The 24,902-nt window shown below is 69.6% G+C and carries 20 protein-coding genes; 13 read left to right on the top strand and 7 right to left on the bottom strand.

Annotated features, from left to right (window positions below; translation table 11 throughout):
• Positions 1–8 precede the first annotated feature (8 nt).
• Complete coding sequence (gene sucD / locus AB0K11_RS09285; protein WP_364975057.1) at positions 9–911, top strand: succinate--CoA ligase subunit alpha; 903 nt, start codon at positions 9–11, stop codon at positions 909–911.
• 143 nt (positions 912–1,054) lie between these two features.
• Positions 1,055–2,587, top strand: a complete 1,533-nt coding sequence (locus tag AB0K11_RS09280; protein ID WP_364975055.1) for an acetyl-CoA acetyltransferase — start codon at positions 1,055–1,057, stop codon at positions 2,585–2,587.
• A gap of 79 nt (positions 2,588–2,666) precedes the next feature.
• Here AB0K11_RS09280 and AB0K11_RS09275 read toward each other — a convergent pair whose 3' ends face one another.
• On the bottom strand, positions 2,667–3,515 hold the full coding sequence (locus AB0K11_RS09275; RefSeq protein ID WP_364975052.1) for an LLM class F420-dependent oxidoreductase: 849 nt from the start codon (positions 3,513–3,515) through the stop codon (positions 2,667–2,669).
• 107 nt (positions 3,516–3,622) lie between these two features.
• On the opposite strand from AB0K11_RS09275, the gene AB0K11_RS09270 reads away from it, so the two are divergent.
• The 7 genes from AB0K11_RS09270 (at position 3,623) to purH (ending at position 11,215) form a co-directional block, all read left to right on the top strand.
• The gene (locus tag AB0K11_RS09270; RefSeq protein WP_364975050.1) at positions 3,623–4,156 is read left to right on the top strand and encodes a hypothetical protein; all 534 of its coding nucleotides are present in this window, start codon (positions 3,623–3,625) and stop codon (positions 4,154–4,156) included.
• Positions 4,116–5,306 (top strand): type III PLP-dependent enzyme, encoded by a 1,191-nt coding sequence (locus AB0K11_RS09265; RefSeq protein ID WP_364975048.1) that lies wholly within the window; start codon positions 4,116–4,118, stop codon positions 5,304–5,306. Before AB0K11_RS09270 ends, AB0K11_RS09265 begins: the two co-directional genes overlap by 41 nt.
• Positions 5,307–5,363: 57 nt before the next feature.
• Positions 5,364–6,494 (top strand): dimethylsulfone monooxygenase SfnG, encoded by a 1,131-nt coding sequence (gene sfnG / locus AB0K11_RS09260; RefSeq protein ID WP_364975045.1) that lies wholly within the window; start codon positions 5,364–5,366, stop codon positions 6,492–6,494.
• Positions 6,495–6,664: 170 nt separating this feature from the next.
• Positions 6,665–7,528, top strand: a complete 864-nt coding sequence (locus tag AB0K11_RS09255; protein WP_364975043.1) for a DUF5336 domain-containing protein — start codon at positions 6,665–6,667, stop codon at positions 7,526–7,528.
• Between the two features lie 60 nt (positions 7,529–7,588).
• Positions 7,589–9,013: a DUF6350 family protein gene (locus AB0K11_RS09250; protein ID WP_364975040.1), complete on the top strand. Its 1,425-nt coding sequence runs from the start codon at positions 7,589–7,591 to the stop codon at positions 9,011–9,013.
• A 10-nt stretch (positions 9,014–9,023) separates the two neighbouring features.
• A complete protein-coding gene (gene purN, locus AB0K11_RS09245; protein WP_364975037.1) occupies positions 9,024–9,653 on the top strand; it encodes a phosphoribosylglycinamide formyltransferase in 630 nt (209 codons plus the stop codon).
• Positions 9,650–11,215: a bifunctional phosphoribosylaminoimidazolecarboxamide formyltransferase/IMP cyclohydrolase gene (gene purH, locus AB0K11_RS09240; RefSeq protein WP_364975035.1), complete on the top strand. Its 1,566-nt coding sequence runs from the start codon at positions 9,650–9,652 to the stop codon at positions 11,213–11,215. Before purN ends, purH begins: the two co-directional genes overlap by 4 nt.
• A 10-nt stretch (positions 11,216–11,225) precedes the next feature.
• Here purH and AB0K11_RS09235 read toward each other — a convergent pair whose 3' ends face one another.
• Positions 11,226–13,112 (bottom strand): LpqN/LpqT family lipoprotein, encoded by a 1,887-nt coding sequence (locus AB0K11_RS09235; protein WP_364975032.1) that lies wholly within the window; start codon positions 13,110–13,112, stop codon positions 11,226–11,228.
• A gap of 153 nt (positions 13,113–13,265) precedes the next feature.
• Here AB0K11_RS09235 and AB0K11_RS09230 point away from each other — a divergent pair, with 153 nt between their 5' ends.
• The 3 genes from AB0K11_RS09230 (at position 13,266) to AB0K11_RS09220 (ending at position 18,082) form a co-directional block, all read left to right on the top strand.
• Positions 13,266–14,651 carry an ATP-binding protein gene (locus AB0K11_RS09230; protein ID WP_364975030.1) on the top strand — a complete coding sequence of 462 codons (1,386 nt, stop codon included), beginning with the start codon at positions 13,266–13,268 and terminating at the stop codon, positions 14,649–14,651.
• The gene (locus AB0K11_RS09225; RefSeq protein ID WP_364975027.1) at positions 14,644–16,623 is read left to right on the top strand and encodes a VWA domain-containing protein; all 1,980 of its coding nucleotides are present in this window, start codon (positions 14,644–14,646) and stop codon (positions 16,621–16,623) included. Before AB0K11_RS09230 ends, AB0K11_RS09225 begins: the two co-directional genes overlap by 8 nt.
• A gap of 94 nt (positions 16,624–16,717) precedes the next feature.
• A complete protein-coding gene (locus AB0K11_RS09220) occupies positions 16,718–18,082 on the top strand; it encodes a DUF222 domain-containing protein (RefSeq protein WP_364975024.1) in 1,365 nt (454 codons plus the stop codon).
• A 129-nt stretch (positions 18,083–18,211) separates the two neighbouring features.
• Here AB0K11_RS09220 and AB0K11_RS09215 read toward each other — a convergent pair whose 3' ends face one another.
• Positions 18,212–18,670, bottom strand: a complete 459-nt coding sequence (locus tag AB0K11_RS09215) for a DCC1-like thiol-disulfide oxidoreductase family protein (protein WP_364975022.1) — start codon at positions 18,668–18,670, stop codon at positions 18,212–18,214.
• A gap of 189 nt (positions 18,671–18,859) precedes the next feature.
• Between AB0K11_RS09215 and AB0K11_RS09210 the strand changes: the two genes are divergently transcribed.
• On the top strand, positions 18,860–20,164 hold the full coding sequence (locus tag AB0K11_RS09210) for a PE-PPE domain-containing protein (protein ID WP_364975019.1): 1,305 nt from the start codon (positions 18,860–18,862) through the stop codon (positions 20,162–20,164).
• On the opposite strand, the gene AB0K11_RS09205 is transcribed toward AB0K11_RS09210, so the two are convergent.
• The 4 genes from AB0K11_RS09205 to AB0K11_RS09190 all read right to left on the bottom strand — a co-directional run bounded on the left by AB0K11_RS09205 (position 20,165) and on the right by AB0K11_RS09190 (position 24,898).
• Positions 20,165–20,746 carry a DUF1707 domain-containing protein gene (locus AB0K11_RS09205; RefSeq protein WP_364975017.1) on the bottom strand — a complete coding sequence of 194 codons (582 nt, stop codon included), beginning with the start codon at positions 20,744–20,746 and terminating at the stop codon, positions 20,165–20,167.
• Positions 20,747–20,994: 248 nt separating this feature from the next.
• A complete protein-coding gene (locus AB0K11_RS09200) occupies positions 20,995–21,762 on the bottom strand; it encodes an enoyl-CoA hydratase family protein (RefSeq protein ID WP_364975015.1) in 768 nt (255 codons plus the stop codon).
• A complete protein-coding gene (locus AB0K11_RS09195) occupies positions 21,762–22,922 on the bottom strand; it encodes an acyl-CoA dehydrogenase family protein (RefSeq protein ID WP_364975013.1) in 1,161 nt (386 codons plus the stop codon). The genes AB0K11_RS09200 and AB0K11_RS09195 overlap by 1 nt, the downstream gene beginning before the upstream one ends.
• Positions 22,919–24,898, bottom strand: coding sequence for a biotin carboxylase N-terminal domain-containing protein (locus AB0K11_RS09190; protein ID WP_364975010.1), 1,980 nt, complete (start codon positions 24,896–24,898; stop codon positions 22,919–22,921). The genes AB0K11_RS09195 and AB0K11_RS09190 overlap by 4 nt, the downstream gene beginning before the upstream one ends.
• Positions 24,899–24,902 lie beyond the last annotated feature (4 nt).

Genomic DNA, 24,902 nt, shown 5'->3' with positions numbered 1-24,902 from the left:
AGCAACAGATGTCTATCTTCCTGAACAAGGACAGCAAGGTCATCGTCCAGGGCATCACCGGCGGTGAAGGCACCAAGCACACCAAGCTGATGCTCAAGGCCGGCACGCAGATCGTCGGCGGGGTGAACGCCCGCAAGGCGGGCACCACGGTCAAGCACGAGGACAAAGAAGGCAACGAGATCGAGCTGCCGGTGTTCGGCAGTGTCGCCGAGGCGATGAAGGAGACCGGCGCCGACGTGTCGATCGCCTTCGTGCCGCCCTCGTTCTCCAAGGACGCGATCATCGAGGCCATCGACGCCGAGATCCCGCTGCTCGTCGTGATCACCGAGGGAATCCCGGTGCAGGACAGCGCGTATGCGTGGGCCTACAACGTCGAGAAGGGCGAGAAGACCCGCATCATCGGGCCGAACTGTCCCGGCATCATCACCCCCGGCGAGTCGCTGGTCGGCATCACCCCGAACAACATCACCGGCAAGGGCCCGATCGGCCTGGTGTCGAAGTCCGGCACGCTGACCTACCAGATGATGTACGAGCTGCGCGATCTCGGCTTCTCCACCGCGATCGGCATCGGCGGCGACCCGGTCATCGGCACCACCCACATCGACGCCATCGAGGCGTTCGAGAAGGATCCCGAGACCAAGATCATCGTGATGATCGGCGAGATCGGCGGCGACGCCGAGGAGCGGGCCGCCGACTACATCAAGGCCAACGTCTCCAAGCCGGTCGTCGGCTACGTCGCGGGCTTCACCGCGCCGGAGGGCAAGACCATGGGTCACGCGGGCGCGATCGTGTCCGGTTCGTCGGGCACCGCGTCGGCCAAGAAGGAAGCCCTCGAGGCCGCGGGCGTCAAGGTCGGCAAGACGCCGTCGGAGACCGCCACGCTGGCTCGCGAGCTCCTCGAAAGCCTCTAGACAGCACGCCGAGACTGCGGCCAGATCGCGAATCCTCCGGGTTTCGCGATCTGGCCGCAGTCTCGCGTTGGGCAGACGGCGGATTGGAACACGTTCCAGTTTTCGGTTAGCCTGACGAAGTAACACTTCTCAGGAGGTCCGTCATGCCGGTTGATCCCCGCACGCCCGTCGTCGTCGGCGTCGGCCAGTTCACCGAGCGGATCGACGACCCCGACTACCGCGGGCTGTCGGCGGTCGACCTCGCCACCGCCGCGGTGCGGGCGGCGTTGACCGACACCGGCGCCCGGGCCGACGACGTGGCCGCGGCGATCCAGGTATTCGTCGGGCTGCGCCAGTTCGAGATCTGCACGCCGTTCGCCGACCCGCCGCTCGGCGCCTCGGACAACTACCTGCGCTCGGTCGCGCAACGCATCGGCGCCGACCCCGAGCGGGCGGTGCTCGAGCCCATCGGCGGCAACGGGCCGCAGAAGGTGATGACGGAATTCGCCGGGGCGATCGCCGCGGGCGAGATCGAGGTGGCGTTGATCGTCGGCTCCGAGCCGGGGTCGACGGCGAAGTACTTCTCCAAGCGAGACGACAAGCCGGACTTCACTGAGCACGTCGGCGGACAGCTCGAGGACCGCGGCTACGGCTTCGAGCAGTACATGAGCGAGTACACCGCGGGGCACGGACTGACGGGCGCCCCCGTGCAGTACGGGCTGCTCGACAACGCGCGCCGTGCCCGGTTGGGGCTCGGTGTCGCCGAGTATCGCCATGCGATGGCCGAACTGTTCTCGCCGTTCTCGAAAGTCGCTGCGAAGAACCCGTTCTCGTCGTCGCCGGTGGAACGGTCGGTCGACGAGATCGTCACCGTCACCGACGAGAACCGGATGATCTGCGACCCGTATCCGCGGCTGCTGGTGGCTCGCGACACCGTCAACCAGGGGGCGGCGGCGCTGGTCATGTCGGTGGCAGCGGCACGCCGGCTCGGTGTGCCGGAGGAGAAGTGGGTGTACCTGCGCGGGCACGCCGACCAGACCGAGCAGGACCTGCTGGACCGCCCCGACGTCAGCGTGAGTATCTCCGCGAAACAATCGGTCGCGGAGGCACTCCGGGTTGCGGGCATCGGCATCGACGACGTGGCGACGTTCGACCTCTACAGCTGCTTCCCGTTCCCGGTGTTCGCCGTGTGTGACGAGTTCGGGCTGGCGCACGACGATCCGCGGGGACTGACCCTCACCGGCGGCCTGCCCTACTTCGGCGGTCCCGGGAACAGCTATTCGTTGCACGGCATCGCCGAGACCGTCGCCCAGATGCGGGACAAGCCGGGCAGTTTCGGCCTGGTCGGCGCTAACGGCGGTGTGATGAGCAAGTACTCGGTCGGGGTGTACTCCACCGAGCCCGCCGACTGGGCGCCGGACCGCAGCAAGGAGTTGCAGGCCGACATCGCCGCGCTGCCGAAGGTCGCGGTCACCCGCAATGCCGACGGCCGCGGCACCATCGAGACCTACTCCGTGCGTCACGACTGGCCGGACATCACCGGCATCATCATCGGCAGGCTCGACGCCGACGGCAGCCGGTTCATGGCGGTCACCACCGACGCGGACCTGGTGGCACTGATGACCGAGGGCGACCCGCTGGGTGCGGCGATCGCCGTGACGAACGACGGCACCACGAACGTCGCGACTCTGGCTTGAGGCCCGTCGCGCGCGAACGTGAGCTCGTGCGCGAGATTCGAGGGAATCTTCGAACGCAAGCTCACATTCGGCGCGAGAACTACACCAGCGCGGCGAGTTTCCCGGCCAGCCGTTCGACGTAACCCGCCACTTCGGCGTCGGACTTGTCCGGCAACCCGAACAGCACCTCGGTGACGCCGAGATCGCGCCAGCGCGCCAGCTTGTCGGGGTCCGGCTTGAAGTCCAGCGCGACGATCTGTGGGGCGCCGTCGCGACCCGCCGCCGCCCAGGTGTCCTGCAGCAGCTTCACCGGCTCGTCGATGTCGAAGTCGCGGGGAGTGGTGATCCAGCCGTCGGCGCTGCGGGCGATCCACTTGAAGTTCTTCTCGGTGCCCGCGGCGCCCACCAGAACCGGGATGTGTGACTGCACGGGCTTCGGCCACGCCCACGACGGCCCGAACTTGACGAATTCGCCGTCGTAGGAGGCTTCTTCCTCGGTCCACAACGCCCGCATCGCCTCGAGGTACTCGCGCAGCATCGTGCGCCTGCGGCCGGGTGGCACGTTGTGATCGGCGAGTTCGTCGGTGTTCCAGCCGAATCCGACGCCGAGCGACACCCGCCCGCCTGACAGGTGGTCGAGTGTCGCGATCGACTTGGCCAGGGTGATCGGGTCGTGTTCCACCGGCAGCGCCACCGCCGTCGACAGCCGCACCCGTGACGTCACCGCGCACGCCGTGCCCAGCGACACCCACGGGTCGAGCGTCCGCATGTAGCGGTCGTCGGGCAGCGACTCGTCACCCGTCGTCGGATGCGCCGCCTCCCGCTTGATCGGGATGTGCGTGTGCTCGGGCACGTAGAAGGTGCGGAAACCGTGGTCGTCGGCGAGCTTGGCGGCCGCCGCAGGCGCGATGCCCCGGTCGCTGGTGAAGAGAACGAGCCCGTAGTCCATGCCGTGAATTAGAACGTGTTCTAGTCCCAAGGGCAAGGCCGTCGCGGGCGCAGAGGAGTAGCGCACTACGCATGACGGTGGCCGCGCGGCCGACGAACGTCTCTGCCATGGGGATTCGGCGCCGAGCCCGCGGCAAGGTCATGGAATGGGTTCGGCGTTACCTGCCGAACGAACTCGCGGGATGGACGGCCGAGGTCGGCAGCGCGCTGGCGACCTATCAGCTCACCGGCTCCTACGCCGCCGCGGTCGTGGCGGGCACCATCGGCTCGTCGGCCGGCTACTACGCCACCGCCTACGTCAACGGCGTGCGGTGGGCCTACCGATCGCTGGCGGACCGCAACACCGTGCTGCGGATGGCGCTGGCCAACGGGCTCGCCGTCCGCAGCATCGCCGTGGAATTCGGCCCGGCCGAGGCGATCGACAGCGTCATCGTGCGGCCCGTCGCGCTGTTCGCAGGCCCGTTCCTCGTCGGCACTACCGCGGTGGGCTGGGTTCTCGGCAGCCTGGCCGCCGACCTCGCCTTCTACGTCTTCGCGATCTTCAGCTACGAGCGGTTCAGCACCCTGCTGGTCCGCCGCCCCGCCCCAGAGGAGGTAACGGATGGATGCGACGGTCCGGTCACGTCGGTCGCTGCTGCGTGAGGAACTGCGCGGCAGCTCCGGTACCGGGGCCGCCCGCTACCGGGCACTGGCCGCACAGCACGGCACCCCGCTGCTGCTGCTCGACGCCGGCCGCGTCACCGCCCGCTACCGCGAACTCGCGGCCCATCTGCCCGGCTTCGGCCTGCACTACGCCGTCAAGGCCGCGCCGCACCCGTCGGTGCTCGCCGCCGTCGCCGCCTGCGGCGGTGGCTTCGACGTCGCCACGAATGGCGAGATCGACCTGCTGCGGTCGCTCGGACTGTCGACGGCACGCTGCATCCACACCCACCCGGTGAAGAAGCCGGCAGACATCGACCACGCCTACGCGGCCGGGGTCCGCACCTTCGTGGTGGACAACCCCGTCGAGGCGCAGAAGTTCACCGGCCGCCCGGACGACATCCAGGTGTTGGTGCGCCTGGCGTTCCGCAACCCGACGGCCAAGTCCGACCTGTCGGCGAAGTTCGGCGTCGAACCCGATGAGGCCGAACTGCTGGTCAAGCACGTCCTCGCGGCGGGCGTCCAGTTCGCCGGGTTCAGCTTCCACGTCGGCAGCCAGGGGTCGACGGCCGAGCCGTACCGCACCGCGCTGCGGGGCACCCTCGACCTCGTCGGCCACATCGCCGACACGCTGGCGGTGCCCACCCGGGTGATCGACATCGGCGGCGGCTTCCCGGTCAGCTACCGCGAACCGATGCCCGCCCTGGCCGCCGTCGCCGAGATCGTCGACGAGGTGCTCGGCGACCGCCGCGGCGAGTTCACCCTGCTGGCCGAGCCGGGCCGCTTCCTCGCCGCCGACTCCATGACCCTGCTCACCAGCGTGGTCGGCAGCGCCGAACGCGGCGGCAGGCAGTGGCACTACCTCGACGACGGCGTCTACGGCAGCTACTCCAACGTGATGACCGAGGACGTCCACCCGCCGATCCTGGCGCTGAGCGAGCTCGAGGACGCTACGGCCTATGACGTCGTCACGCTGGCCGGGCCGACCTGCGACAGCGTCGACGTCGTCGCCCGCGACTACCCGATGCCGCCGCTGGCCGTCGGTGACATCCTGGTCAGCCCGATGATGGGCGCGTACACCGCGGTGACGGCGTCGCGCTTCAACGGGATCGCCGCGACACCGATCGTCGAGTGCACGGGCCCGGCCACATAACTTCAGCCAGAGCCATACCCGCGACGGCCGTCGCTTCCGCTGCTGGGATGGCTGACCATGACGACCGAACGGATCGCCGACCACGTCAAGTTCGCCTACTGGGTGCCCAACGTCAGCGGCGGCCTGGTGACGAGCACCATCGAGCAGCGCACCGACTGGAACTACGAGTACAACAAGAAGCTCGCGCAGACCGCGGAGAACAACGGCTTCGAGTACGCGCTGAGCCAGGTCCGCTACGAGGCCAGCTACGGCGCCGAGTACCAGCACGAGTCGACCAGCTTCAGCCTCGCGCTGCTGCTGGCCACCGAGCGGCTGAAGGTGATCGCCGCCGTGCACCCGGGGCTGTGGCAGCCCGCCGTGCTCGCCAAGCTCGGCGCCACCGCCGACCACCTGAGCAACGGCCGGTTCGCGGTCAACGTGGTGTCGGGCTGGTTCAAGGACGAGTTCACCCACCTCGGCGAACCGTGGCTCGAACACGACGAGCGCTACCGGCGCAGCGCGGAGTTCCTACAGGTGCTGCGCAAGATCTGGACCGAGGACGACGTGGACTTCCGTGGCGACTTCTACCGCATCCACGACTTCACGCTGAAGCCGAAACCGCTCAACACCGCCGAGCGGCCCAACCCGGAGATCTTCCAGGGCGGCAACTCCACCGCCGCCCGCCGCAACGGCGGCCGTCACTCGGACTGGTACTTCTCCAACGGCAAGGACTTCGACGGCGTCACCGAGCAGCTCGTCGAGGTGCGTGACCACGCCCGTGAGGTGAACCGCGAGGTGCGCTTCGGGCTGAACGGCTTCATCATCGCCAGGGACACGGAGAAGGAGGCGAAAGACGTCCTGCGGGAAATCGTCGACAAGGCCAACCGCCCCGCGGTCGAGGGCTTCCGCGGTGCCGTCCAGCAGGCGGGGAACTCGACCGGCGACAAGAAGGGGATGTGGGCCGACTCGAGCTTCGACGACCTCGTCCAGTACAACGACGGTTTCCGCACCGGGCTGATCGGCACGCCCGAGCAGATCGCGGAACGCATTGCGGCATACCGCAAACGCGGCGTCGACCTGATCCTCGGCGGGTTCCTGCACTTCCAGGAGGAGATCGAGTACTTCGGCGCCCGGGTGCTGCCGCTGGTCCGGGAAATCGAGGACAGCGAACGGGATTCGACGGACGCGCCGGTGCTGGTGTCGGCCTGAGCGGACGCCCGCCGTGCACTGGCCGCGGCTTCCCACCCGTCGTTGGCCGCACTCGCAGGTCGGTGCGCTAGCGTGGGGAACGAATCGCTCACGGTTGTCCGTGCCGGCCGGAGGTCACCACATCTGCGCCGTGCACATCTTCCCGACGCCCGACCAGTACAGGAGAGGCCATGTCGTACCCACCCGGTAGCCCCGGTTACCCGCCGTCCCAGCAGCCGACCACCCAGTTCAGCGCGCCGACGCAGCAGTTCGGGAAGGTGCCCGACGCCGCAGGTGACACGGCCGCAGGACCGAACAAGCTGCCGTCCTATCTGCTGCTCGCCGCAGCGGTGCTCGGACTGCTGACCTTCCTGCTGAACGCGTTCGCACCGGTCTTCGAGGCCAACGTGCCCACCGAGTACGAGAACATCCCCGGCATCGGCGGGGATGCGGGCACCACCGAGGGCATGACGCTGGCGGTGGCTGCGCTGCTGCTGGCCGGCCTCTTCGCCGCCGTCGCGACGCTGCCCAAGCAGCGCAACTACACCGCCCTGGTCGCGGTCGTCTCGGTGCTCGGATTCCTGCTGGTCCTCACCAACATGTTCCAGACGCCGGACAACGTGGACTACGGCTGGGCGTTGTGGCTGATCCTGATCTTCGCGCTGCTGCAGACCGGCGCCGCGATCGCCGCACTGCTGTTCGACTCGGGAATCCTCACCCCGCCCGCGCCGAAGCCGAAGTACGACCAGCAGCAGCAGTTCGGCCAGTACGGCGCGCCGGGCGGCTACTACGGCGGCCCCCAGCAGCACCCGGGTCAGCAGCAGCTGCCGCAGCAGCGTCCCGGCGGCTACCCGACGCAGTACGGCGGCGGCTACCCCGGGCAGCCCACCACCGGCGGTTTCCAGGCCGGCGGCCCCCAGGGTGGTTCGCAGAGCGGTCCGCCCACCCCGCCCACCGGGTTCCCGACGTACGGCCAGCCGCAGCAGCCGTCGCCGCAGAATCCCGGGCAGCAGCAATCGCCGTCATCGCAGCAGTCCGGCCCCGCGCCGTCGTAAGCTGAGCCGCGCGTGCGTGAAGTGCGCGCACGTCAGCCTGCGCGAGGAGCTGCCCCGCTAGTGGACAACCGGCCAGTCGCGACCCGCCAGGCGCGGGACCTGCTTCGGGTCGCGTTCGGGCCGTCCGTGGTGGCGCTCGTCGTCATCGCTGCGGTGACCCTGATCCAGCTGGTCATCGCCAACAGCGACATGACCGGCACGTTCGGCGCCATCGCGAGCATGTGGCTCGGCGTGCACGGCGTGCCGGTGTCGATCGGCGGCAGCGAACTGGGTGTGATGCCGCTGCTTCCGGTGCTGTTGATGGTGTACGGCGCGATGCGCACCACCGCGGCCGCGACGTCGCAGCGAGCGTCCTGGTTCGTCATCCGCTGGGTGGTGGCCTCGGCGCTGGGTGGGCCGCTGCTCATCGCCGCGATCGCGCTGGCGGTCGTGCACGACGCCTCCTCGGTGCTCACCGACCTGCAGACCCCGCACGCGCTGCCCGCGTTCGGCTCGGTGCTGGCGGTGCATGCGATCGGGGCGGCCCTCGGCGTGGCGTCGCAGGTCGGTCGCCGCACGGTGCTGCGTTCGCCACTGCCCGACTGGCTGCCCGACGCGTTCCGCGCCGCAACGGCCGGCGTCCTGACGCTGGTCGGTCTGTCGGGCGCGGTGACCGCCGGATCCCTGGTGGTGCACTGGGCGACGATGCACGACCTCTACGCCATCACCGATTCGGCGTTCGGCCAGTTCAGCCTCACGGTGCTGTCCGTGCTGTACGCGCCGAACGTCTTCGTCGGCGCGTCGGCGGTGGCCGTCGGGTCCAGCGCGCACGTCGGCCTGGCCACGTTCAGTTCGTTCACGGTGCTCGGGGGCGACGTGCCCGCGCTGCCGGTGCTCGCCGCGGTGCCTGCACCGCCGTTGGGACCGGTGTGGGTGGCACTGCTCATCATCGCGGCGGCCGCAGCGGTCGCTGTCGGCCAGCAGTGCGCCCGCAGGCCCGTGCCGCTGCCCTCCGCAGCGGCGAAGCTGGTGGTCGCGGCGGCCGCGGCGGCGGCGACGATGGCGCTGCTCGGCCACGCCGGCGGGGGACGGCTCGGCAATTTCGGCGACGTGGGCGTCGACCAGGCCACCTTCGGGCCCGCGGTGTTCCTGTGGTTCGTCGGTATCGGCGGCCTGACGGTGTCGATGGCCGGCGGCATCGCGCGCCGCCCCAGGCCGGCGAAGGTTCCCAAGCCGGCACCCGCGGACGAACCGGCCGCGGACGAACCGGCCGAAGCGGTGCCGGACACCGACGAGGCGCCCGTCCCCGAACCCGACCCGCAGGACGGACTCACCGAACCAGAGCCCGAGCCGCTGCTGCCCGAGGCCGGTGAGCCGCTGGGCGACGAGCCGGCCGCCGAGGAGCCCGGAGAACCCGTCGATCCGGAGGACCACTTCATCACCGACGAGGACATCGCCGCCGACGAGGACGCGTCCCGCGATCAGCCGCACAGACCCGCCGACTAGGCTGCTGCGGGTGCAGCAACCGCTACGTGTGCCCCCGAGTGCACCTGCGCGGCTGGTCGTTCTCGCCTCGGGCACCGGCTCGCTGCTCGCATCGCTACTCGGCGCCGCGGCCGGTGACTATCCCGCCCGTGTGGTCGCCGTCGGCACCGACCGGGCGTGCGCCGCACTCGACATCGCGGGCGAGGCCGGGGTGCCGTCCTACACGGTGCGTCTCGGCGACCACCCCGATCGGGACGCCTGGGACGCCGCGATCACCGAGGCCACCGCCGCGCACCAGCCCGACCTCGTGGTGTCGGCCGGCTTCATGAAGATCTTGGGTGCGCAGTTCCTCGGCCGGTTCCCGGGCCGCGTGGTCAACACGCACCCGGCGCTGCTGCCCGCGTTCCCCGGCGCGCACGCCGTACCCGAGTCGCTGGCCTACGGTGTCCGGATCACCGGCTGCACGGTGCACCTGGTCGACGCCGGAATGGACACCGGGCCGATCCTCGCCCAGGAGCCCGTCGCGGTGCTCGACGGCGACGACGAGGCCACGTTGCACGAACGGATCAAGACAGTCGAACGACGGCTGCTGGTGGATGTGTTGGCCGCGTTGGCGACTCGCGGTGTGACCTGGAGCGGACGAAAGGCAACCATAGGATGACCGAGGGACGCAGGCCGATCCGGCGCGCGCTGATCAGTGTCTACGACAAGAGCGGGCTCGGCGAGCTCGCCCGCGGCCTGCACGAGGCCGGCGTGGCCATCGTCTCCACCGGGTCGACCGCCAGAACCATTGCCGACAGCGGAGTTCCGGTGACCCCCGTGGAGGACGTCACCGGGTTCCCCGAGGTGCTCGACGGCCGGGTCAAGACCCTGCACCCGCATGTGCACGCCGGTCTGCTCGCCGATACCCGCAAGCCCGAACACGTCTCGGCCCTCGAGAAGCTCGGCATCGAGGCGTTCGACCTGGTGGTGGTGAACCTCTACCCGTTCACCGAGACCGTCGACTCCGGCGCGTCGATGGACGAGTGTGTCGAGCAGATCGACATCGGCGGCCCCTCGATGGTGCGCGCCGCCGCGAAGAACCATCCCAGCGTGGCGGTGGCGGTCGATCCGCTGGGCTACGACGGTGTGCTGGCCGCGGTGCGAGCAGGCGGGTTCACCCTCGCCGAGCGGAAGATCCTCGCATCGTTGGCCTTTCGGCACACCGCGGAGTACGACGTCGCGGTCGCGTCCTGGATGGGATCGACGCTGGCGCCCGAGGAGCCCGCACAGCGGCTGCCTGCGTGGGTGGGTGGCACGTGGCAGCGCACCGCGGTGCTGCGCTACGGCGAGAACCCGCATCAGCAGGCGGCGCTGTACCGCGACGCGGCGGCATGGCCGGGCCTGGCGCAGGCCGAGCAGCTGCACGGCAAGGAGATGTCCTACAACAACTACACCGACGCCGACGCGGCCTGGCGAGCGGCGTTCGACCACGAGCAGATCTGCGTCGCGATCATCAAGCACGCCAACCCCTGTGGCATCGCGATCTCGTCGACGTCGGTCGCCGACGCGCACCGCAAGGCCCATGAATGTGACCCGCTGTCGGCGTTCGGCGGCGTCATCGCGACCAACACCACGGTGAGCGTCGAGATGGCAGAGACCGTCGCGGACATCTTCACCGAGGTGATCATCGCGCCGGCCTACGAGCCGGGTGCGGTGGAGGTCCTGCAGCGCAAGAAGAACATCCGCATCCTCGTCGCGTCCGAACCGCAGCCGGGCGGCAACGAGTTCCGCCAGATCAGCGGGGGCCTGCTGGTGCAGCAGCGGGACGCGCTCGACGCCGCAGGCGACGATCCCGCGAACTGGACGCTGGCCACCGGTGAGCCGGCAGGCCCGGACACGCTGACCGATCTGGTGTTCGCCTGGCGGGCCTGTCGCGCGGTCAAGTCCAACGCGATCGTGGTCGCCGCCGACGGCGCCACGGTCGGCGTCGGTATGGGCCAGGTCAACCGGGTGGATGCGGCGAAGCTCGCGGTGCAGCGCGGCGGCGACCGGGTGCGCGGTGCGGTGGCCGCCTCCGATGCGTTCTTCCCGTTCCCCGACGGGCTCGAGACGCTGGCCGAGGGCGGTGTGACGGCAGTGGTGCATCCGGGCGGGTCGATGCGCGACGACGTCGTCACCGAGGCCGCGGCCAAGGCCGGTGTCACGTTGTACCTGACGGGGTCCCGGCACTTCGCGCACTGAGCGCGGCCGGCTAGCGGCTGATCTTCGTCTGGGTGTCGATGGCGCCCATCACCTCGTCGAGCACCTGCCCGAGCGGTTCCGGGACGTCGGCGTTGATCTGCAGCACGAAGAGACCGTTCGGCGACGGCACCACGGCCGTGGTCTGCGCGATGTCGCGCCGTAACCCGTCGCGCAGGAACGTCCCGCGCACGTGGACGGAGTCCAGGCCGTCGAGCTGTCCCTTTCTGCCGCCGCCGGACTCGTAGCCCGGCAGGTTCTTCAGTTCGTTCGGCGCGTACTCGAGCAGTCGCTGGGCGTCGACGTCGCCCTCGAGCTTGGACACCAGCAGGGTCACCGTCGGCGGCTCCGGATTGCCCGGCGTCTCACGGATGATCGCCGAGTACGCCCACGCCGGCCGGCGCGGACCCGCGTCTGACCACCCGGGCGGTATCGGCATGGTGATCACCGGGGCGCCCGGCGTCGTGCGCTGGATGTTCGTCTCGTCGATCCGGTTCTCCCGGATGTAGTCGGCGATGGTGAACGCCCGGGCATTCGCCGGCGCAGGCGGCTCCGTTGTGGACGTGCGGGTGGTGGTCGTCGTGGTGTCATCGGATGCGGTGGGCGGCGGCGAGGGCGCCGGATCGGATCCACCGAGACGGGTCAGGCCGAAGATGCCCGCGCCGATGACGATCAGCACGGCGACGATGCCGCCGGCGATCAGCAGTGGGCGCCGCTTCCCGGGTGGCCTGGGACGCGGTGGCGGTGCGCCGAATCCGGCGGCGTGCGACGGTTCGTTCGTCGGCGGCGTCCACGGCGACACGTAGACCGGCGGTGCGGGATGCTGGCCCGGCGACCGCGGCACCGGCGGCCGGGCGTGCGGACCGGCCTGCGGAGGCACCGGCGGTCCGGGCGGCGCAGTGATCACCGGCGGCCCCGACGGCTTGGGCGTGACCGGCGGACGCGACTGCGGCGGAGTCGGCACGTAGGGCGGTGCCGCCGATCTCTGCATCGTCGGGAACGGCTGTGTCGGTGGAGCGGGCGGTGGGACCGGCAGTACCGGCCTCGTCTCGGCCACCTTCTGATTGCCGGCCTCGGCCAGTGCGACCGCGAAGTCGTGGCAGGTGGCGTATCGGGCCTCGGGGTCCTTCGCCAGCGCTTTGGCCATCACGGCGTCGAAGGCGGCCAGTTCGGGCTTCTTCTCGCCCAGCTTGGGCGGCGGGGTGTTGAGGTGGTGGCTGATGACCACGGCCGGATTGGTGTGCGGGAAGAGCAGTGTGCCGGTGAACAGCCGGAATGCCGTTGCGGCCAGCGCGTACTGGTCGGCCCGGCCGTCCATCGGCTGGCCCATCAACTGTTCGGGCGCCGTGTAGGACATCGAGCCGACGGTGATGTTGGTCGACGTCAGCCCGTTGACGTCGTCGGTGCGCCGGGCAATGCCGAAGTCGGTGAGCAGGATTCGGCGCTTGGCCCGCTCGGCGCTGGTGAGCAGGATGTTCGCCGGCTTGATGTCGCGGTGCAGCAGCAGCCGCTGGTGTGCATAGTCCAGCGCATCGGCGACGGCGGTGACGATCTCGACGACGTCGGCCGGCGGCATGCCGCTCGGGTGCCGGTCGACCAGGAGCCGGGCCGCGTCGTAGCCGTCGACGAAGTCCATCGAGATCCACAGCCGGCCGTCGAACTCGCCGCGGTCGTGCAGGCCGACGATGTGTGGATGCCAGAGCGTGGCGGCCAGGTCGGCTTCGCGCTGGAAGCGCTGGCGGAACTCGCCGTCGGCGCTGAACGATGCGGGCAGCACTTTGAGCGCGTCCTGACGGGGCAGTCGTGGATGCTGGGCGAGGTAGACCTCGCCCATACCGCCGGAGCCCACCAGTCGGACGATGGTGTAGCCCGCGAAGACCTGACCGCTTTCCAACGGCATGGCCGCAGACTACCGGCCCCGACCTTGATCCTTGGACCGAGTCGCCGGTCGGCGTGCGCCGCGTTCGGTGCGCCGGACCTCTTACGGGCGCGTGACGTTGCGTTCGCTGTGGGGGGAAGAAGTGCCGCCCGACGCCGGCAGTCGTAGCGTGGAGTGGTGACCCAACCTTCTGATCTGCCCCGGACCGTCGGCGAGCTGCGTGCCTCCGGTCATCGCGAGCGGGGAGTCAAACAGGAAATCCAGCACAACCTGCTGGCCGCGCTGGCTGAGGGCCGCGACTCGTGGCCCGGCATCCTCGGCTTCGAGGACACCGTGATCCCACAGCTGGAACGCGCGTTGATCGCCGGCCACGACATCGTGCTGCTCGGCGAGCGCGGCCAGGGCAAGACCCGGCTGCTGCGCGCGCTGACCGGCCTGCTCGACGAGTGGACACCGGTGATCGCCGGCTCGGAGCTCAACGAGCATCCGTACACCCCGATCACGCCCGAGTCGATCCGCCGGGCCGCCGATTCCGGCGATGACCTGCCGGTGGCGTGGCAGCACCGCAGTGAGCGCTACACCGAGAAGCTGGCCACCCCGGACACCAGCGTGGCCGACCTCGTGGGCGACATCGACCCGATCAAGGTGGCCGAGGGCCGCAGCCTGGGCGACCCGGAGACCATCGCCTACGGGCTGATCCCGCGGGCGCACCGCGGCATCGTCGCGGTCAACGAGCTGCCCGACCTCGCCGAGCGCATCCAGGTGTCGATGCTCAACGTGATGGAGGAGCGCGACATCCAGGTGCGCGGCTACACGCTGCGGCTCCCGCTCGATGTCCTGGTCGTCGCCAGCGCCAACCCCGAGGACTACACCAACCGCGGACGCATCATCACCCCGCTCAAGGACCGGTTCGGCGCCGAGATCCGCACCCACTACCCGCTGCAGCTCGACGCCGAGGTGGGCGTCATCAGCCAGGAGGCCGAGCTGGCCGCCGACGTGCCGGTGTACCTGCTGCAGGTGCTGGCCCGGTTCGCGCGCAACCTGCGCGAGTCGAGCTCGATCGACCAGCGCTCCGGTGTGTCGGCGCGGTTCGCGATCGCCGCGGCCGAGACCGTCGCGGCCGCCGCGCGGCACCGCTCCGCGGTGCTTGGCGAGCAGGAGCCGGTGGCCCGGGTCTGCGACGTCGGCACGGTCATCGACGTGCTGCGGGGCAAGCTGGAGTTCGAGTCCGGCGAGGAGGGCCGCGAACAGGCAGTGCTCGAGCACCTGCTGCGCCGCGCGACCGCCGATACTGCGCAGCGGATGCTCGGCGGCATCGACGTCGGCCCGCTGGTGGCCGCGGTCGAGGAGGGCTCGCCGGTGACGACGGGCGAGCGGGTGTCGGCCAAGGACGTGCTGGCCGCCCTGCCCGACCTGCCGGTGATCGACGTGATCGCCGAGCGGCTGAACGCGCAGACCGACGGCGAGCGCGCCGCCGCGATCGAACTGGCGCTCGAGGCGCTGTATCTGGCGAAGCGGATCGACAAGGTGTCAGGAGAAGGCGAAACCGTTTATGGCTAGACGCGTCTCCCGTTACTCCTCGTATACGGGTGGGCCGGATCCGCTGGCCCCGCCCGTGGATCTGCGCGAGGCGCTCGCGCAGATCGGCGAGGACGTGATGGAGGGCAGCTCGCCCCGGCGGGCGCTGTCGGAGCTGTTGCGGCGCGGTACCAAGGAGATGCGGGGCGCCGACCGGCTCGCGGCGGAGGCGAATCGGCGGCGACGAGAGTTGTTGCAGCGCAACAACCTCGACGGCACGCTGCAGGAGATCAAGAAGCTGCTCGACGAGGCGGTGCTGGCCGAGCGCAAGGAGCTGGCCCGCGCACTGGACGACGACGCCCGGTTCGGCGAACTGCAGATGGAGGCGTTGTCGCCGTCACCGGCCAAGGCCGTGCAGGAACTGGCCGAGTACGACTGGCGTTCACCGGAGGCCCGGCAGAAGTACGAGCAGATCAAGGACCTGATGGGTCGGGAGATGCTCGACCAGCGTTTCGCCGGGATGAAGGAGGCGCTGGAGAACGCCACCGACGAGGATCGTCAGCGCGTCAACGACATGCTCGACGACCTGAACGACCTGCTGGACAAGCACACTCGCGGCGAGGACACCCAGCAGGACTTTCAAGACTTCATGAACAAGCACGGCGAGTTCTTCCCGGAGAACCCGCGCGACATCGACGAACTGCTCGACTCGCTCGCCCAGCGCGCGGCCGCCGCGCAGCGGTTCCGCAACAGTCTGTCGCCCGACCAGCGGGCCGAGCTGGATGCGCTGGCTCAGCAGGCCTTCGGGTCGCCGTCGCTGATGAACGCGCTCGGTAAGCTCGATTCGCACCTGCAGGCTGCGCGACCGGGTGAGGACTGGTCGGGTTCGTCTGAGTTCTCCGGCGACAACCCCCTCGGGATGGGGGAGGGCGCGCAGGCGCTGGCCGACATCGGCGAGCTCGAGCAGCTGGCCGAGCAGCTCTCACAGAGCTATGCAGGCGCGTCGATGGACGACGTCGACCTCGACGCGCTGGCCCGCCAGCTCGGTGACGACGCCGCCGTCGACGCCCGCACGCTCGCCGAGTTGGAGCGGGCGCTGCTCAACCAGGGTTTCCTCGACCGCGGGTCCGACGGCCAGTGGCGGCTCTCGCCCAAGGCGATGCGTCAGCTCGGCCAGACGGCGCTACGCGATGTGGCGCAACAACTTTCGGGGCGCCACGGCGAACGCGACACCCGACGGGCCGGCGCTGCCGGTGAGCTGACGGGCGCGACGCGGCCGTGGCAGTTCGGCGACACCGAGCCGTGGAACGTGACCCGCACGCTGACCAATGCCGTGTTGCGCAGCGCAGGAACGGGAGTGGCGGAACCGCCGCTGCACATCACGGTGGACGACGTCGAGATCTCAGAAACGGAGACCCGCACGCAATCCGCGGTGGCGCTGCTGGTGGACACGTCCTTCTCGATGGTGATGGAGAACCGCTGGCTGCCGATGAAGCGCACGGCGCTGGCGCTGAACCATCTGGTGAGCACGAGGTTCCGGTCCGATGCGCTCGAGATCATCGCGTTCGGCCGGTACGCCAGGACCGTGAGCGCGGCGGAACTGACGGGCCTGGAGGGTGTTTACGAGCAGGGCACCAACCTGCACCACGCGTTGGCGTTGGCGTCGCGGCATCTGCGGAGGCACCCGAATGCTCAGCCGGTGGTGCTGGTGGTCACCGACGGTGAGCCGACGGCGCACCTCGAGGATTTCCGCGACGGCCAGGGCGGCGGCGCTCAGGTGTTCTTCGACTATCCGCCGCATCCGCGCACGATCGCGCACACGGTGCGGGCGTTCGACGAGGTCGCGCGACTCGGCGCGCAGGTGACGATCTTCCGGCTAGGCAGTGATCCGGGCCTGGCGCGGTTCATCGACCAGGTGGCGCGGAGGGTGGGCGGCCGGGTCGTGGTACCCGATCTCGACGGTCTCGGTGCCGCTGTGGTCGGCGACTACCTGTCGTCGCGCCGCCGCAGGTAAGTCTTCCTCAAGTTCGAAACAACCTGCGCCACATGCGTTTCAGCTGTCCCGAACGCGGCGTTTCCTGTCGGTGGGTCGAACTAGTGTTCGGGGTATGGACAGGGCGGATGTGGTGGCGGCGCTGCAGGCGTGGGACGACGCCCGCGCCGGGTTGGCCGCCCTGCCTCTTGATGCGTTGACCGGGGCGGAGTTGGTGGCGGTCTATGAGCGCCGCCAGCTCGGACTGCGCCAGGAAGCCGCGCTCGATCACACCGTGCTGGCCACCCTGACGCAGCGGTTCACCGCCGCGGACTTCGGTGGCACCGGGCTGAAAGACGTGTTGGCCCAGCGGTTGCACCTCGATACCGCCGATGCGAAGAGACGCCTCGACGCTGCCGGCATGCTCGGACCCCGGTGGGCGTTCACCGGTGAAGAACTACCTGCGCAGTGGGACAACACGTCGGCCGCCTTGACGAAAGGGCTGATCGATCCTGCACACGTCGAGGTGATCCGCAAGTTCTTCACCAAGCTTCCGCCGTGGGTCGACCAGGCGGCCCGCGCCGACGCCGAGCGTGACCTCGCGCGGTGGGCGCAGGGCATGTGCCCGGAGGATCTGCAAAAGCTCGCCGATCATCTGGTCGAGGTCATCGATCCCGACGGCGCCGAACCCGACCACGACACCCAACAAGCCAAACGCAATCTGAAGATGGGTAAGCAGCGCCGCGACGGGATGACCCCGGTCCGTGGTGAACTCGACCCCGAGACCGCTGCCCTGCTCGACGTCGTGCTCGCCCGAGAAGGCGCGCCCGGACACAACTTGCCCGAGGACCCGGGTGCGGGCGAGGTCGCTGAACGCGACTTCACCGGCAACTCCGATCCGCGCACCCGCGAACAACGCCACCATGACGCGCTGAAGACCGCGCTACGGCACGCCGCGGCCGCCGGAGGTCAGATCAATGGGCTGCCGGCCACGATCGTGGCGACCACCACCGTCGCCGACCTCGAATCCGGTGCCGGGTACGCCCACACCGCGGGAGGTACCAAACTGCCGGTGCGCGACCTGATCCGGCTGGCCGGCCGATCCCGGCACTACCTGGCGGTGTTCGACGACCACACCGAAGAAATCCTCTACCTCGGCCGCGCCCGGCGCTGCGCCACCACCGCCCAGCGGCTGGCGCTGTTCGCCCGCGACCGGGGTTGCACCCGCCCCGGCTGCACCGCGCCGGCCTACCGCACCCAGGTCCACCACGCCGCACGCGACTGGGCCGACGGCGGACGCACCGACATCGACGAACTCGCCCTGGCCTGCCAACCCGACAACATCCTCATCGAACAAACCCAATGGACCACCCGCCGACGCAACGGCCGCACCGAATGGATCCCACCACCACCACTCGACACCGGCCAGCACCGCACCAACCACTATCACCACCCCCGCCGCCACCTCACCCACCGAGACGACGACGCGGAACCCGCGTAGCCACCCGGGATTTCGGTCTGAACGTCCGGGCGTACGCTGCATTCATGAGCAGAGCGGCCGTGCAGAGCGCTACCGCGTCCGTGGCCATGGCGGTAGCGAGACTCGCGCCGATTCAGTTCCGCCGCAACGTCAGTCGATGAAGCGCGCCCGCACCTCGGGGGCGGGAATCGGACAGGTGTCGTGCTTGCCGAACACCCGGTAGCGGATCGAGGCGAACCAGTCGTAGAAACGGTCGCGAGCCCCAGCGGGTACGGCCCGGCCGGCCAGGAACAACTTCCACGGCCCGCCCAGGTAGTCGGCGACCCGAAGCAGGCCGGCGGTGCGGATGCTGACGCGTTCCTCGGCAGAGCCCGGGTTTTCGACGAACACCATCGAATCGACATCGCGCAGTTCCTGGTGCCGGGCGATCACACCTTCGGCGAACTCGCCCTGCAGTGCCGCGAACCGCAGCGATCCGTTCTTGTCGTAGCGCAGGATCGTCTGGACGCCGCGATTGCAGATCCCGCACACCCCGTCGTAGAGAAGTACGGGCGCGGGCAGGCCGGTCGCGGTGTTGTCGACGGCGGCGGCGCGCGATTCTTCAGCCACTGTCCGCTCCTTTCCTTCGCTGCAACCCAGTATTCCCCGCTCTGCGCGGCGGCAACCGGGCCGAGCGTGTGACGGTGGCGACGTGTTGCTTGCGCCGGCAATCGTCTAGCTCGCGCGCAATTTCCAGTTCGCTCGTTGTGGGGGTTCGTGCGGTAGTTTGCTCACAGAAATGTGCGCGAGGGGGCGGTAGTGGCAAAGCATCGGGTGAAGTCCGGCCGGCGGGGGTCGGGCCGGGTCGGACCGGTCGTGGTGGGCGGCGCCGCCGTGGTGACGGCAGCGGCGGTCAGTGGCGTCGCCGTGACGGCGCCAGGCTCGGTCGCCGCGCCGAACGTCGAGTTGGCGGCGCTGGTGATCGAGGGCAGCTCCACCAACCCCACCGGCGACGGCATCCGCGCGTTCTACGGCAACAAGTTCGACCGCCCCGACGTCACCCAGGTCAGCTTCTTCACCGGGCCCTTCGGCGTCTACGACGCACTCAAGGCCAACTCGGGCGAGGACAACGTCGTGCTGTCCTCGGGCTGGGGCGCTGCGAATGTCAGCCTGCTCCTGAGCTACCTGGAGGCCACGAACTCGGCCGATCCCGACCTCACGACGCCGCTGTACATCCTCGACAACAACGTCGCCCGGCCCAACGGCGGCTTCGGCACCCGCTATCCGGTGTTCGCCGTCATCGGGGTGAACCCGATCCCGACACCGGAGCAGCCGGGCGTCAAGGTGGTCGATGTCGGCTACGAGTACGACATCAACGGCAACACACCGGCATACGTGCTGAACCCGGTCGCGATGGCGAACTCGCTGGCCACCTACTTCGACAACCGGCTCAACCAGAACGAGGTGAACCTGCCGGTCGACGAGAACGGCGACCTGGACTACACCGATACGAACTGCGACGCGGCGTGCCAGAGCGAGGTCGCCGACGGCGCCGAGCGCGAGTTCACGCTGCAGACGGGCGAGACGGTGCGCGTCAAGAAGGTCGAGGGCACCACGTACATCAGCTATCGCACCGACGGCCTGCCGCTGCTGCAGCCGCTGCGCCAGTACGGCGGCGAGCCCGGCGACCGGTTCGCCGACGCGGTCGAGCCGGCACTGAAGGCGGCCGTCGACTACGGCTATCCGGACAACGACGCGCTGGCGAACCCCGACAGGTACGAGCCCGCGCGGCTGGTGCCGACCGCGAAGGAGACGCAGACCTTCGCTCGCGACTTCAATCAGGGCGTGCGTGACGGGCTGGGCACGCTCGACGACGCACCGGACACCACGGCCGGCCGCACCACGACACCCCGCACGTCGCAGCTCGTGACGAAGAAGGCGACGCCTCAGATCGAGGAGAGCACGGATCCGTCGCCCACCAAGGCGGGGCAGAGGAAGCGCTCGAGCGATCCGGTCGGCTCAGCGATCAAGCGCACTATTCACCGGCTCACCAAGCCGTCACGCGTGAAGAACGACTCCGACACCGACGCCCCGTCGGAAAAAGACTCGTCGCCGGACGAGTGATCAGCCTTCTTTGCGCTTCCTGCGCTTGACGCCGACGCTGCCCCACAGCGAGAAGCCGCGCACCCGCACACATGGCGCGCCGGGTGATCCCTCACCCTCCACGTTGTGGTCGAAGGAGCCCATCACGCCGACACCCTGCAGGTCGACGTTGACCTCCGGCGGAACCAGGATCGTCTGTCCGCCGAAGATCGAGTACGAGCGGATGTCCACCTCGGGTGCGGTGAAGTCGGCGTAGCGCAGGTCGACGACTCCGCCGCCGAACAGTGCGAACGTCGTCAGCCGGCGCGGCACGTTCCAGCGGCCGCGCCGCTCGAAGCCGCTCATGATCGCCATCAGCACCGTCGAGGGTGCCGGCCGGCACGGGCCGGTTCCGCGCGGGCTGACCATCGCGCCGGGGAGGTCAGCGCTCAGCAACGCCAGCTCGTCGTAGGTCTTGGCGGCGTACGCCTTGGTGAGCCGACTCTCGTACTCGCTCATCGGCAGCCGACCCTGAGAAGCCGCGTCCGTCAGGATCTGCGCCACCTGAATGCGATCGGTGTCAGCAGCACGCGTGGAGCCGTTTTGCGACGTTGGGCTGCTCATAACACCACGAGCCTACGACTAACACTGGTACATGCAAGGGTGTTGGCCGAAATGTAGTGTGACGGTTCTCGGCGAACCAGCTAGCCCATCGAACTATTTGCGGTTTCGGGTAGGTCGAATCGGAAAGACGATTCGTTTTCCCTGCTGGTCAGCGATCGATTCGCGGCGCGGTGGTAACCCAGGACTCGTCGTCGCGGCGGTGCGAAATTCACCACATCCGGCGACGGAGTGGTACCGGTGTACCGGTCTCACCGTGCCCATCGCGGCGGTCGTTTCTCCAGGAACGCCATCATCCCCTCGTGCGCCTCCTCCGAGACGAACAGTTCGGCCGACTGCGCGGTCAACATCTCGGCGTCGCGGTCGAACGCCGCGAGGATCGCCGCCGTGGTCAACCGCTTCGAGGCAGCCAGGCCCTGCGGCGAACCCCGGCCGATCTCGGCGGCCAGCGCGGCCACCTCCGCCTCGACGTCCTCGGCGGCCACACTGATCAACCCGATCTCGGCGGCCCTGGCCGCACCGAACTTCTCACCCGTCACGAAGTACCGCCCCGCCGCGCGCGGCGCCATCTTCGGCAGCAGCGTGAGCGAGATGATCGACGGCGCCACACCGATCCGCGCCTCGGTCAGCGCGAAGGTGCTCTGCGCACCGGCCACCACGATGTCGCACGCCCCGATCAGCCCCATACCGCCGGCGCGGACGTGCCCGTCCACTGCGGCGATCACGGGGACCGGCAGTTCGAGGATCGCCCGCAGCAGATCGGTCATCTCGCGGGCCCGCCCGGCGGCGAGGTCCGCGGGGTCGCGACCGGCGGCCTCGCTCAGATCCGCGCCTGCGCAGAAGGTGCCGCCGGTGTGACCGAGCACCACCACCCGCACATCGGCGTCGGCCGCAGCTGCGCGCATCCCTTCGTGCAGGCCTGCGACCAGTGCCGTGGACAGCGCATTGCGGTTGTGCGGCGAGTCGAGCGTCAGCCGGGCGACGCCGCCGTCGACCGCGTACCGGACGAGCTCACCCATCAGTAGGACCGCGGCAGGCCCAGCGAGGTCTGCGCGACGAAGTTGAGGATCATCTCGCGGCTCACCGGCGCGATGCGGGCCAACCGGGATGCGACCAGCACCGAGGCGATCCCGTACTCCTTGGTCAGACCGTTTCCGCCGAGGGACTGCACCGCCTGGTCGACCGCCCGCACCGACGCCTCGCCCGCGGCGTACTTGGCCATGTTGGCGGCCTCGGCGGCGCCGCCGTCGTCACCGGCGTCGTAGAGACTCGCCGCCTTCTGCATCATCAGCTTGGCCAGCTCGATCTCGATGTGGTTCTGCGCCAGCGGATGTGAGATGCCCTGATGCGCGCCGATCGGCGTCTTCCACACCTGGCGGGTCTTGACGTAGGACACGGCCTTGTCGATCGCGAACCGGCCCATGCCGACCGCGCTCGCCGCACCCATGATCCGCTCGGGGTTCAGGCCGGCGAACAACTGCGCGATCGCCGCGTCCTCGGATCCCACCAGCGCGTCGGCAGGCAGGCGTACGTCGTCGAGGAACAGCTGGAACTGGAACTCCGGGCTGACGATCTCCATCGGGATCTTCGTGTAGCTCAGGCCGGGGCTGTCGGTGGGCACCACGAACAGCGCGGGCTTGAGGTTGCCGGTCTTGGCCTCCTCGGTGCGCCCGACGACGAGCACCGCCTGAGCCTGGTCGACGCCCGAGATGTAGACCTTCTGGCCGGACAGGATCCAGTCGCTGCCGTCGCGGCGCGCGGTCGTGGTGATCTTGTGCGAGTTGGAGCCGGCGTCGGGTTCGGTGATCGCGAACGCCATCGTGATCGAACCGTCGGCGATGCCGGGGATCCAGCGCTTCTTCTGTTCCTCGGTGCCGTACTTCGAGATGATCGTGCCGTTGATCGCGGGGGAGACCACCATCATCAGCAGCGCCGACCCGCCGGCGGCCATCTCCTCCATCACCAGCGCCAACTCGTACATGCCCGCGCCGCCGCCGCCGTACTCCTCGGGGAGGTTCACGCCGATGAAACCGAGCTGCCCGGCCTCGCGCCACAATTCGTCGGTGTGCCGGCCTGCGCGCGCCTTCTCCAGGTAGTAGTCCTGGCCGTAGTTGGCGACCATCGCGGCGACGGCCTTGCGCAGCGCCTGTTGTTCCTCGGTCTCGACGAATCCGGTCATGCTTCTCCTCCTGCGGTCTCGTCCGGCGCGGACACCCGCGCCAGTACGGCGCCCACCTCGACCTGCTGGCCGGGTTCGACGTTCAATTCGGCGAGCACACCGTCGCCGGGTGCGGCCAGCGTGTGCTCCATCTTCATCGCCTCCAGCCACACCAGCGGCTGGCCGGCTGTGACGGTGTCGCCGACCGCGGCGCCGACACGCACCACCGAGCCGGGCATCGGCGCCACCAGCGAGCCGTGCGCGATCGCGGCGCCGGGATCGGGGAAGCGTGGCAGTGCGACGAGTTCGGTTGCGCCCTGCGGAGAGTCGACGAACACAGCGTCTCCGTAGCGGGCGACGTCGAACGGCCGCTCGACACCGTCGACCTCGAGCACCACCCGTCCCGGCGTCGCGGACACCAGCGCCACGTCGTCCTGATCGGGCAGTTCGACCGCGCCGCGGCTGAACCGGTAGCGCACCTCGTGCTCGACGTCGGCCGCGTCGCGGTAGCGCCGGGCCTGATAACCCGACGCCAGATTGCGCCATCCGCTGGGTGCAGCCGCGAATGCCGTCGCGGCACTGCGGTTACGGGCCGCATCGGCCAACGTGGCCGCGACCGCCGACAGCGCGGTCGTCCGGTCGTCGCCCGGGGGCGCGGCGAGCCCGGCCAGTCCGTGGGTGTCGAAGAACGCGGTGTCGGTCGCGCCGTCGACGAATGCGGGGTGGCGCAGCACGTTGACCAGGAGGTCGCGGTTGGTGCGGACACCGTGCAGTCGCGTGCGTGCGAGCGTGTCGGCCAAGATCGCCGCGGCGTGCCGCCGGGTCGGCGCATAGGAGATGACCTTGGCCAGCATCGGGTCGTAGTAGATGGACACCACCGAACCGTCGACGATCCCGGTGTCTACCCGCACCCCCGCCCGCGTCAGCCGGTCGAACTGCACCGGGGCGCCGGGCACCTCGAACCGGTGCACCGTGCCTGCCTGGGGCTGCCAGTTCTTCGCGGGGTCCTCGGCGTAGAGCCGGGCCTCGATCGAATACCCCTGTGCTACGGGCTGTTCGGCGGGCAGCCTGCCGTCGTCGGCGACGAGGAGCTGCAGCTCGACGAGGTCGAGTCCGGTGGTCGCCTCGGTGACGGGGTGCTCGACCTGCAGGCGGGTGTTCATCTCGAGGAAGAAGAAGTCGCCCTGCTCGTCGGCCATGAACTCGACGGTGCCCGCACCCGTGTAGGCGATCGCCTCGGCGGCCAGCCGGGCCGCCTCGAACAGCTTGTCCCGCATGCCTGGGATGCGTTCGACGAGCGGCGACGGCGCCTCCTCGATGATCTTCTGGTGCCGCCGCTGGATCGAGCATTCGCGTTCGCCGACCGCCCACACCGTGCCGTGCGCGTCGGCCATCACCTGCACCTCGACGTGGTGGCCCGCGGCGAGGTACCGCTCGCAGAACACCGTCGGGTCGCCGAAGGCCGACTGCGCCTCCCGGCGTGCCGCCTCGACCTCGCCCGGCAGGTCGGCCAGGTCGCGCACCACGCGCATACCTCGGCCGCCGCCACCCGCCGACGCCTTGATCAGCACCGGGAGTTGAGCGGCCGTCACGGTCTCCGGATCGAGTTCGTCGAGCACCGGCACGCCGGCGGCCGACATCATCTTCTTCGCCTCGATCTTGCTGCCCATGGCCTGCACCGCGGCCACCGGCGGGCCGATCCAGGTGAGGCCGGCGCCTTGCACGGCGGCGGCGAAATCCGCATTCTCCGAGAGGAAGCCGTAGCCGGGGTGGACGGCGTCGGCGCCTGCGGCCTGCGCGGCCGCGATCAGTTGGCGGGCGTCGAGGTACCCGCTCGTCCCCTCGAGCCGCACCCGTGCGTCGGCCTCGGCGACATGCGGGGCGGCCGCGTCGGGATCGGTGTACACCGCGACGGTGCCGATGCCCAGGCGGCGGCAGGTGGCGAACACCCGGCGGGCGATCTCACCGCGGTTGGCGACCAGCACTCTGGTGATCATCGCG

The organism is Mycobacterium sp. NPDC050551 (assembly GCF_040674075.1).
In the GTDB taxonomy this organism is placed as follows: Bacteria; Actinomycetota; Actinomycetes; order Mycobacteriales; family Mycobacteriaceae; genus Mycobacterium.
The sequence above is the reverse complement of the archived record's forward strand: the minus strand, read 5'-3'. Positions and strand labels throughout refer to the sequence as shown.

Excerpts from the sequence above, each read along its gene's own strand:
- AB0K11_RS09195 (WP_364975013.1), bottom strand. The coding sequence starts at position 22,922 with ATGACCGGATTCGTCGAGACCGAGGAACAACAGGCGCTGCGCAAGGCC.
- AB0K11_RS09205 (WP_364975017.1), bottom strand. The coding sequence starts at position 20,746 with ATGAGCAGCCCAACGTCGCAAAACGGCTCCACGCGTGCTGCTGACACC.
- sucD (WP_364975057.1), top strand. The coding sequence starts at position 9 with ATGTCTATCTTCCTGAACAAGGACAGCAAGGTCATCGTCCAGGGCATC.
- purH (WP_364975035.1), top strand. The coding sequence starts at position 9,650 with ATGACCGAGGGACGCAGGCCGATCCGGCGCGCGCTGATCAGTGTCTAC.
- AB0K11_RS09200 (WP_364975015.1), bottom strand. The coding sequence starts at position 21,762 with ATGGGTGAGCTCGTCCGGTACGCGGTCGACGGCGGCGTCGCCCGGCTG.
- AB0K11_RS09280 (WP_364975055.1), top strand. The coding sequence starts at position 1,055 with ATGCCGGTTGATCCCCGCACGCCCGTCGTCGTCGGCGTCGGCCAGTTC.
- AB0K11_RS09235 (WP_364975032.1), bottom strand. The coding sequence starts at position 13,112 with ATGCCGTTGGAAAGCGGTCAGGTCTTCGCGGGCTACACCATCGTCCGA.
- AB0K11_RS09265 (WP_364975048.1), top strand. The coding sequence starts at position 4,116 with ATGGATGCGACGGTCCGGTCACGTCGGTCGCTGCTGCGTGAGGAACTG.
- AB0K11_RS09270 (WP_364975050.1), top strand. The coding sequence starts at position 3,623 with ATGGGGATTCGGCGCCGAGCCCGCGGCAAGGTCATGGAATGGGTTCGG.
- AB0K11_RS09190 (WP_364975010.1), bottom strand. The coding sequence starts at position 24,898 with ATGATCACCAGAGTGCTGGTCGCCAACCGCGGTGAGATCGCCCGCCGG.
- sfnG (WP_364975045.1), top strand. The coding sequence starts at position 5,364 with ATGACGACCGAACGGATCGCCGACCACGTCAAGTTCGCCTACTGGGTG.
- AB0K11_RS09225 (WP_364975027.1), top strand. The coding sequence starts at position 14,644 with ATGGCTAGACGCGTCTCCCGTTACTCCTCGTATACGGGTGGGCCGGAT.
- AB0K11_RS09220 (WP_364975024.1), top strand. The coding sequence starts at position 16,718 with ATGGACAGGGCGGATGTGGTGGCGGCGCTGCAGGCGTGGGACGACGCC.
- AB0K11_RS09255 (WP_364975043.1), top strand. The coding sequence starts at position 6,665 with ATGTCGTACCCACCCGGTAGCCCCGGTTACCCGCCGTCCCAGCAGCCG.
- AB0K11_RS09275 (WP_364975052.1), bottom strand. The coding sequence starts at position 3,515 with ATGGACTACGGGCTCGTTCTCTTCACCAGCGACCGGGGCATCGCGCCT.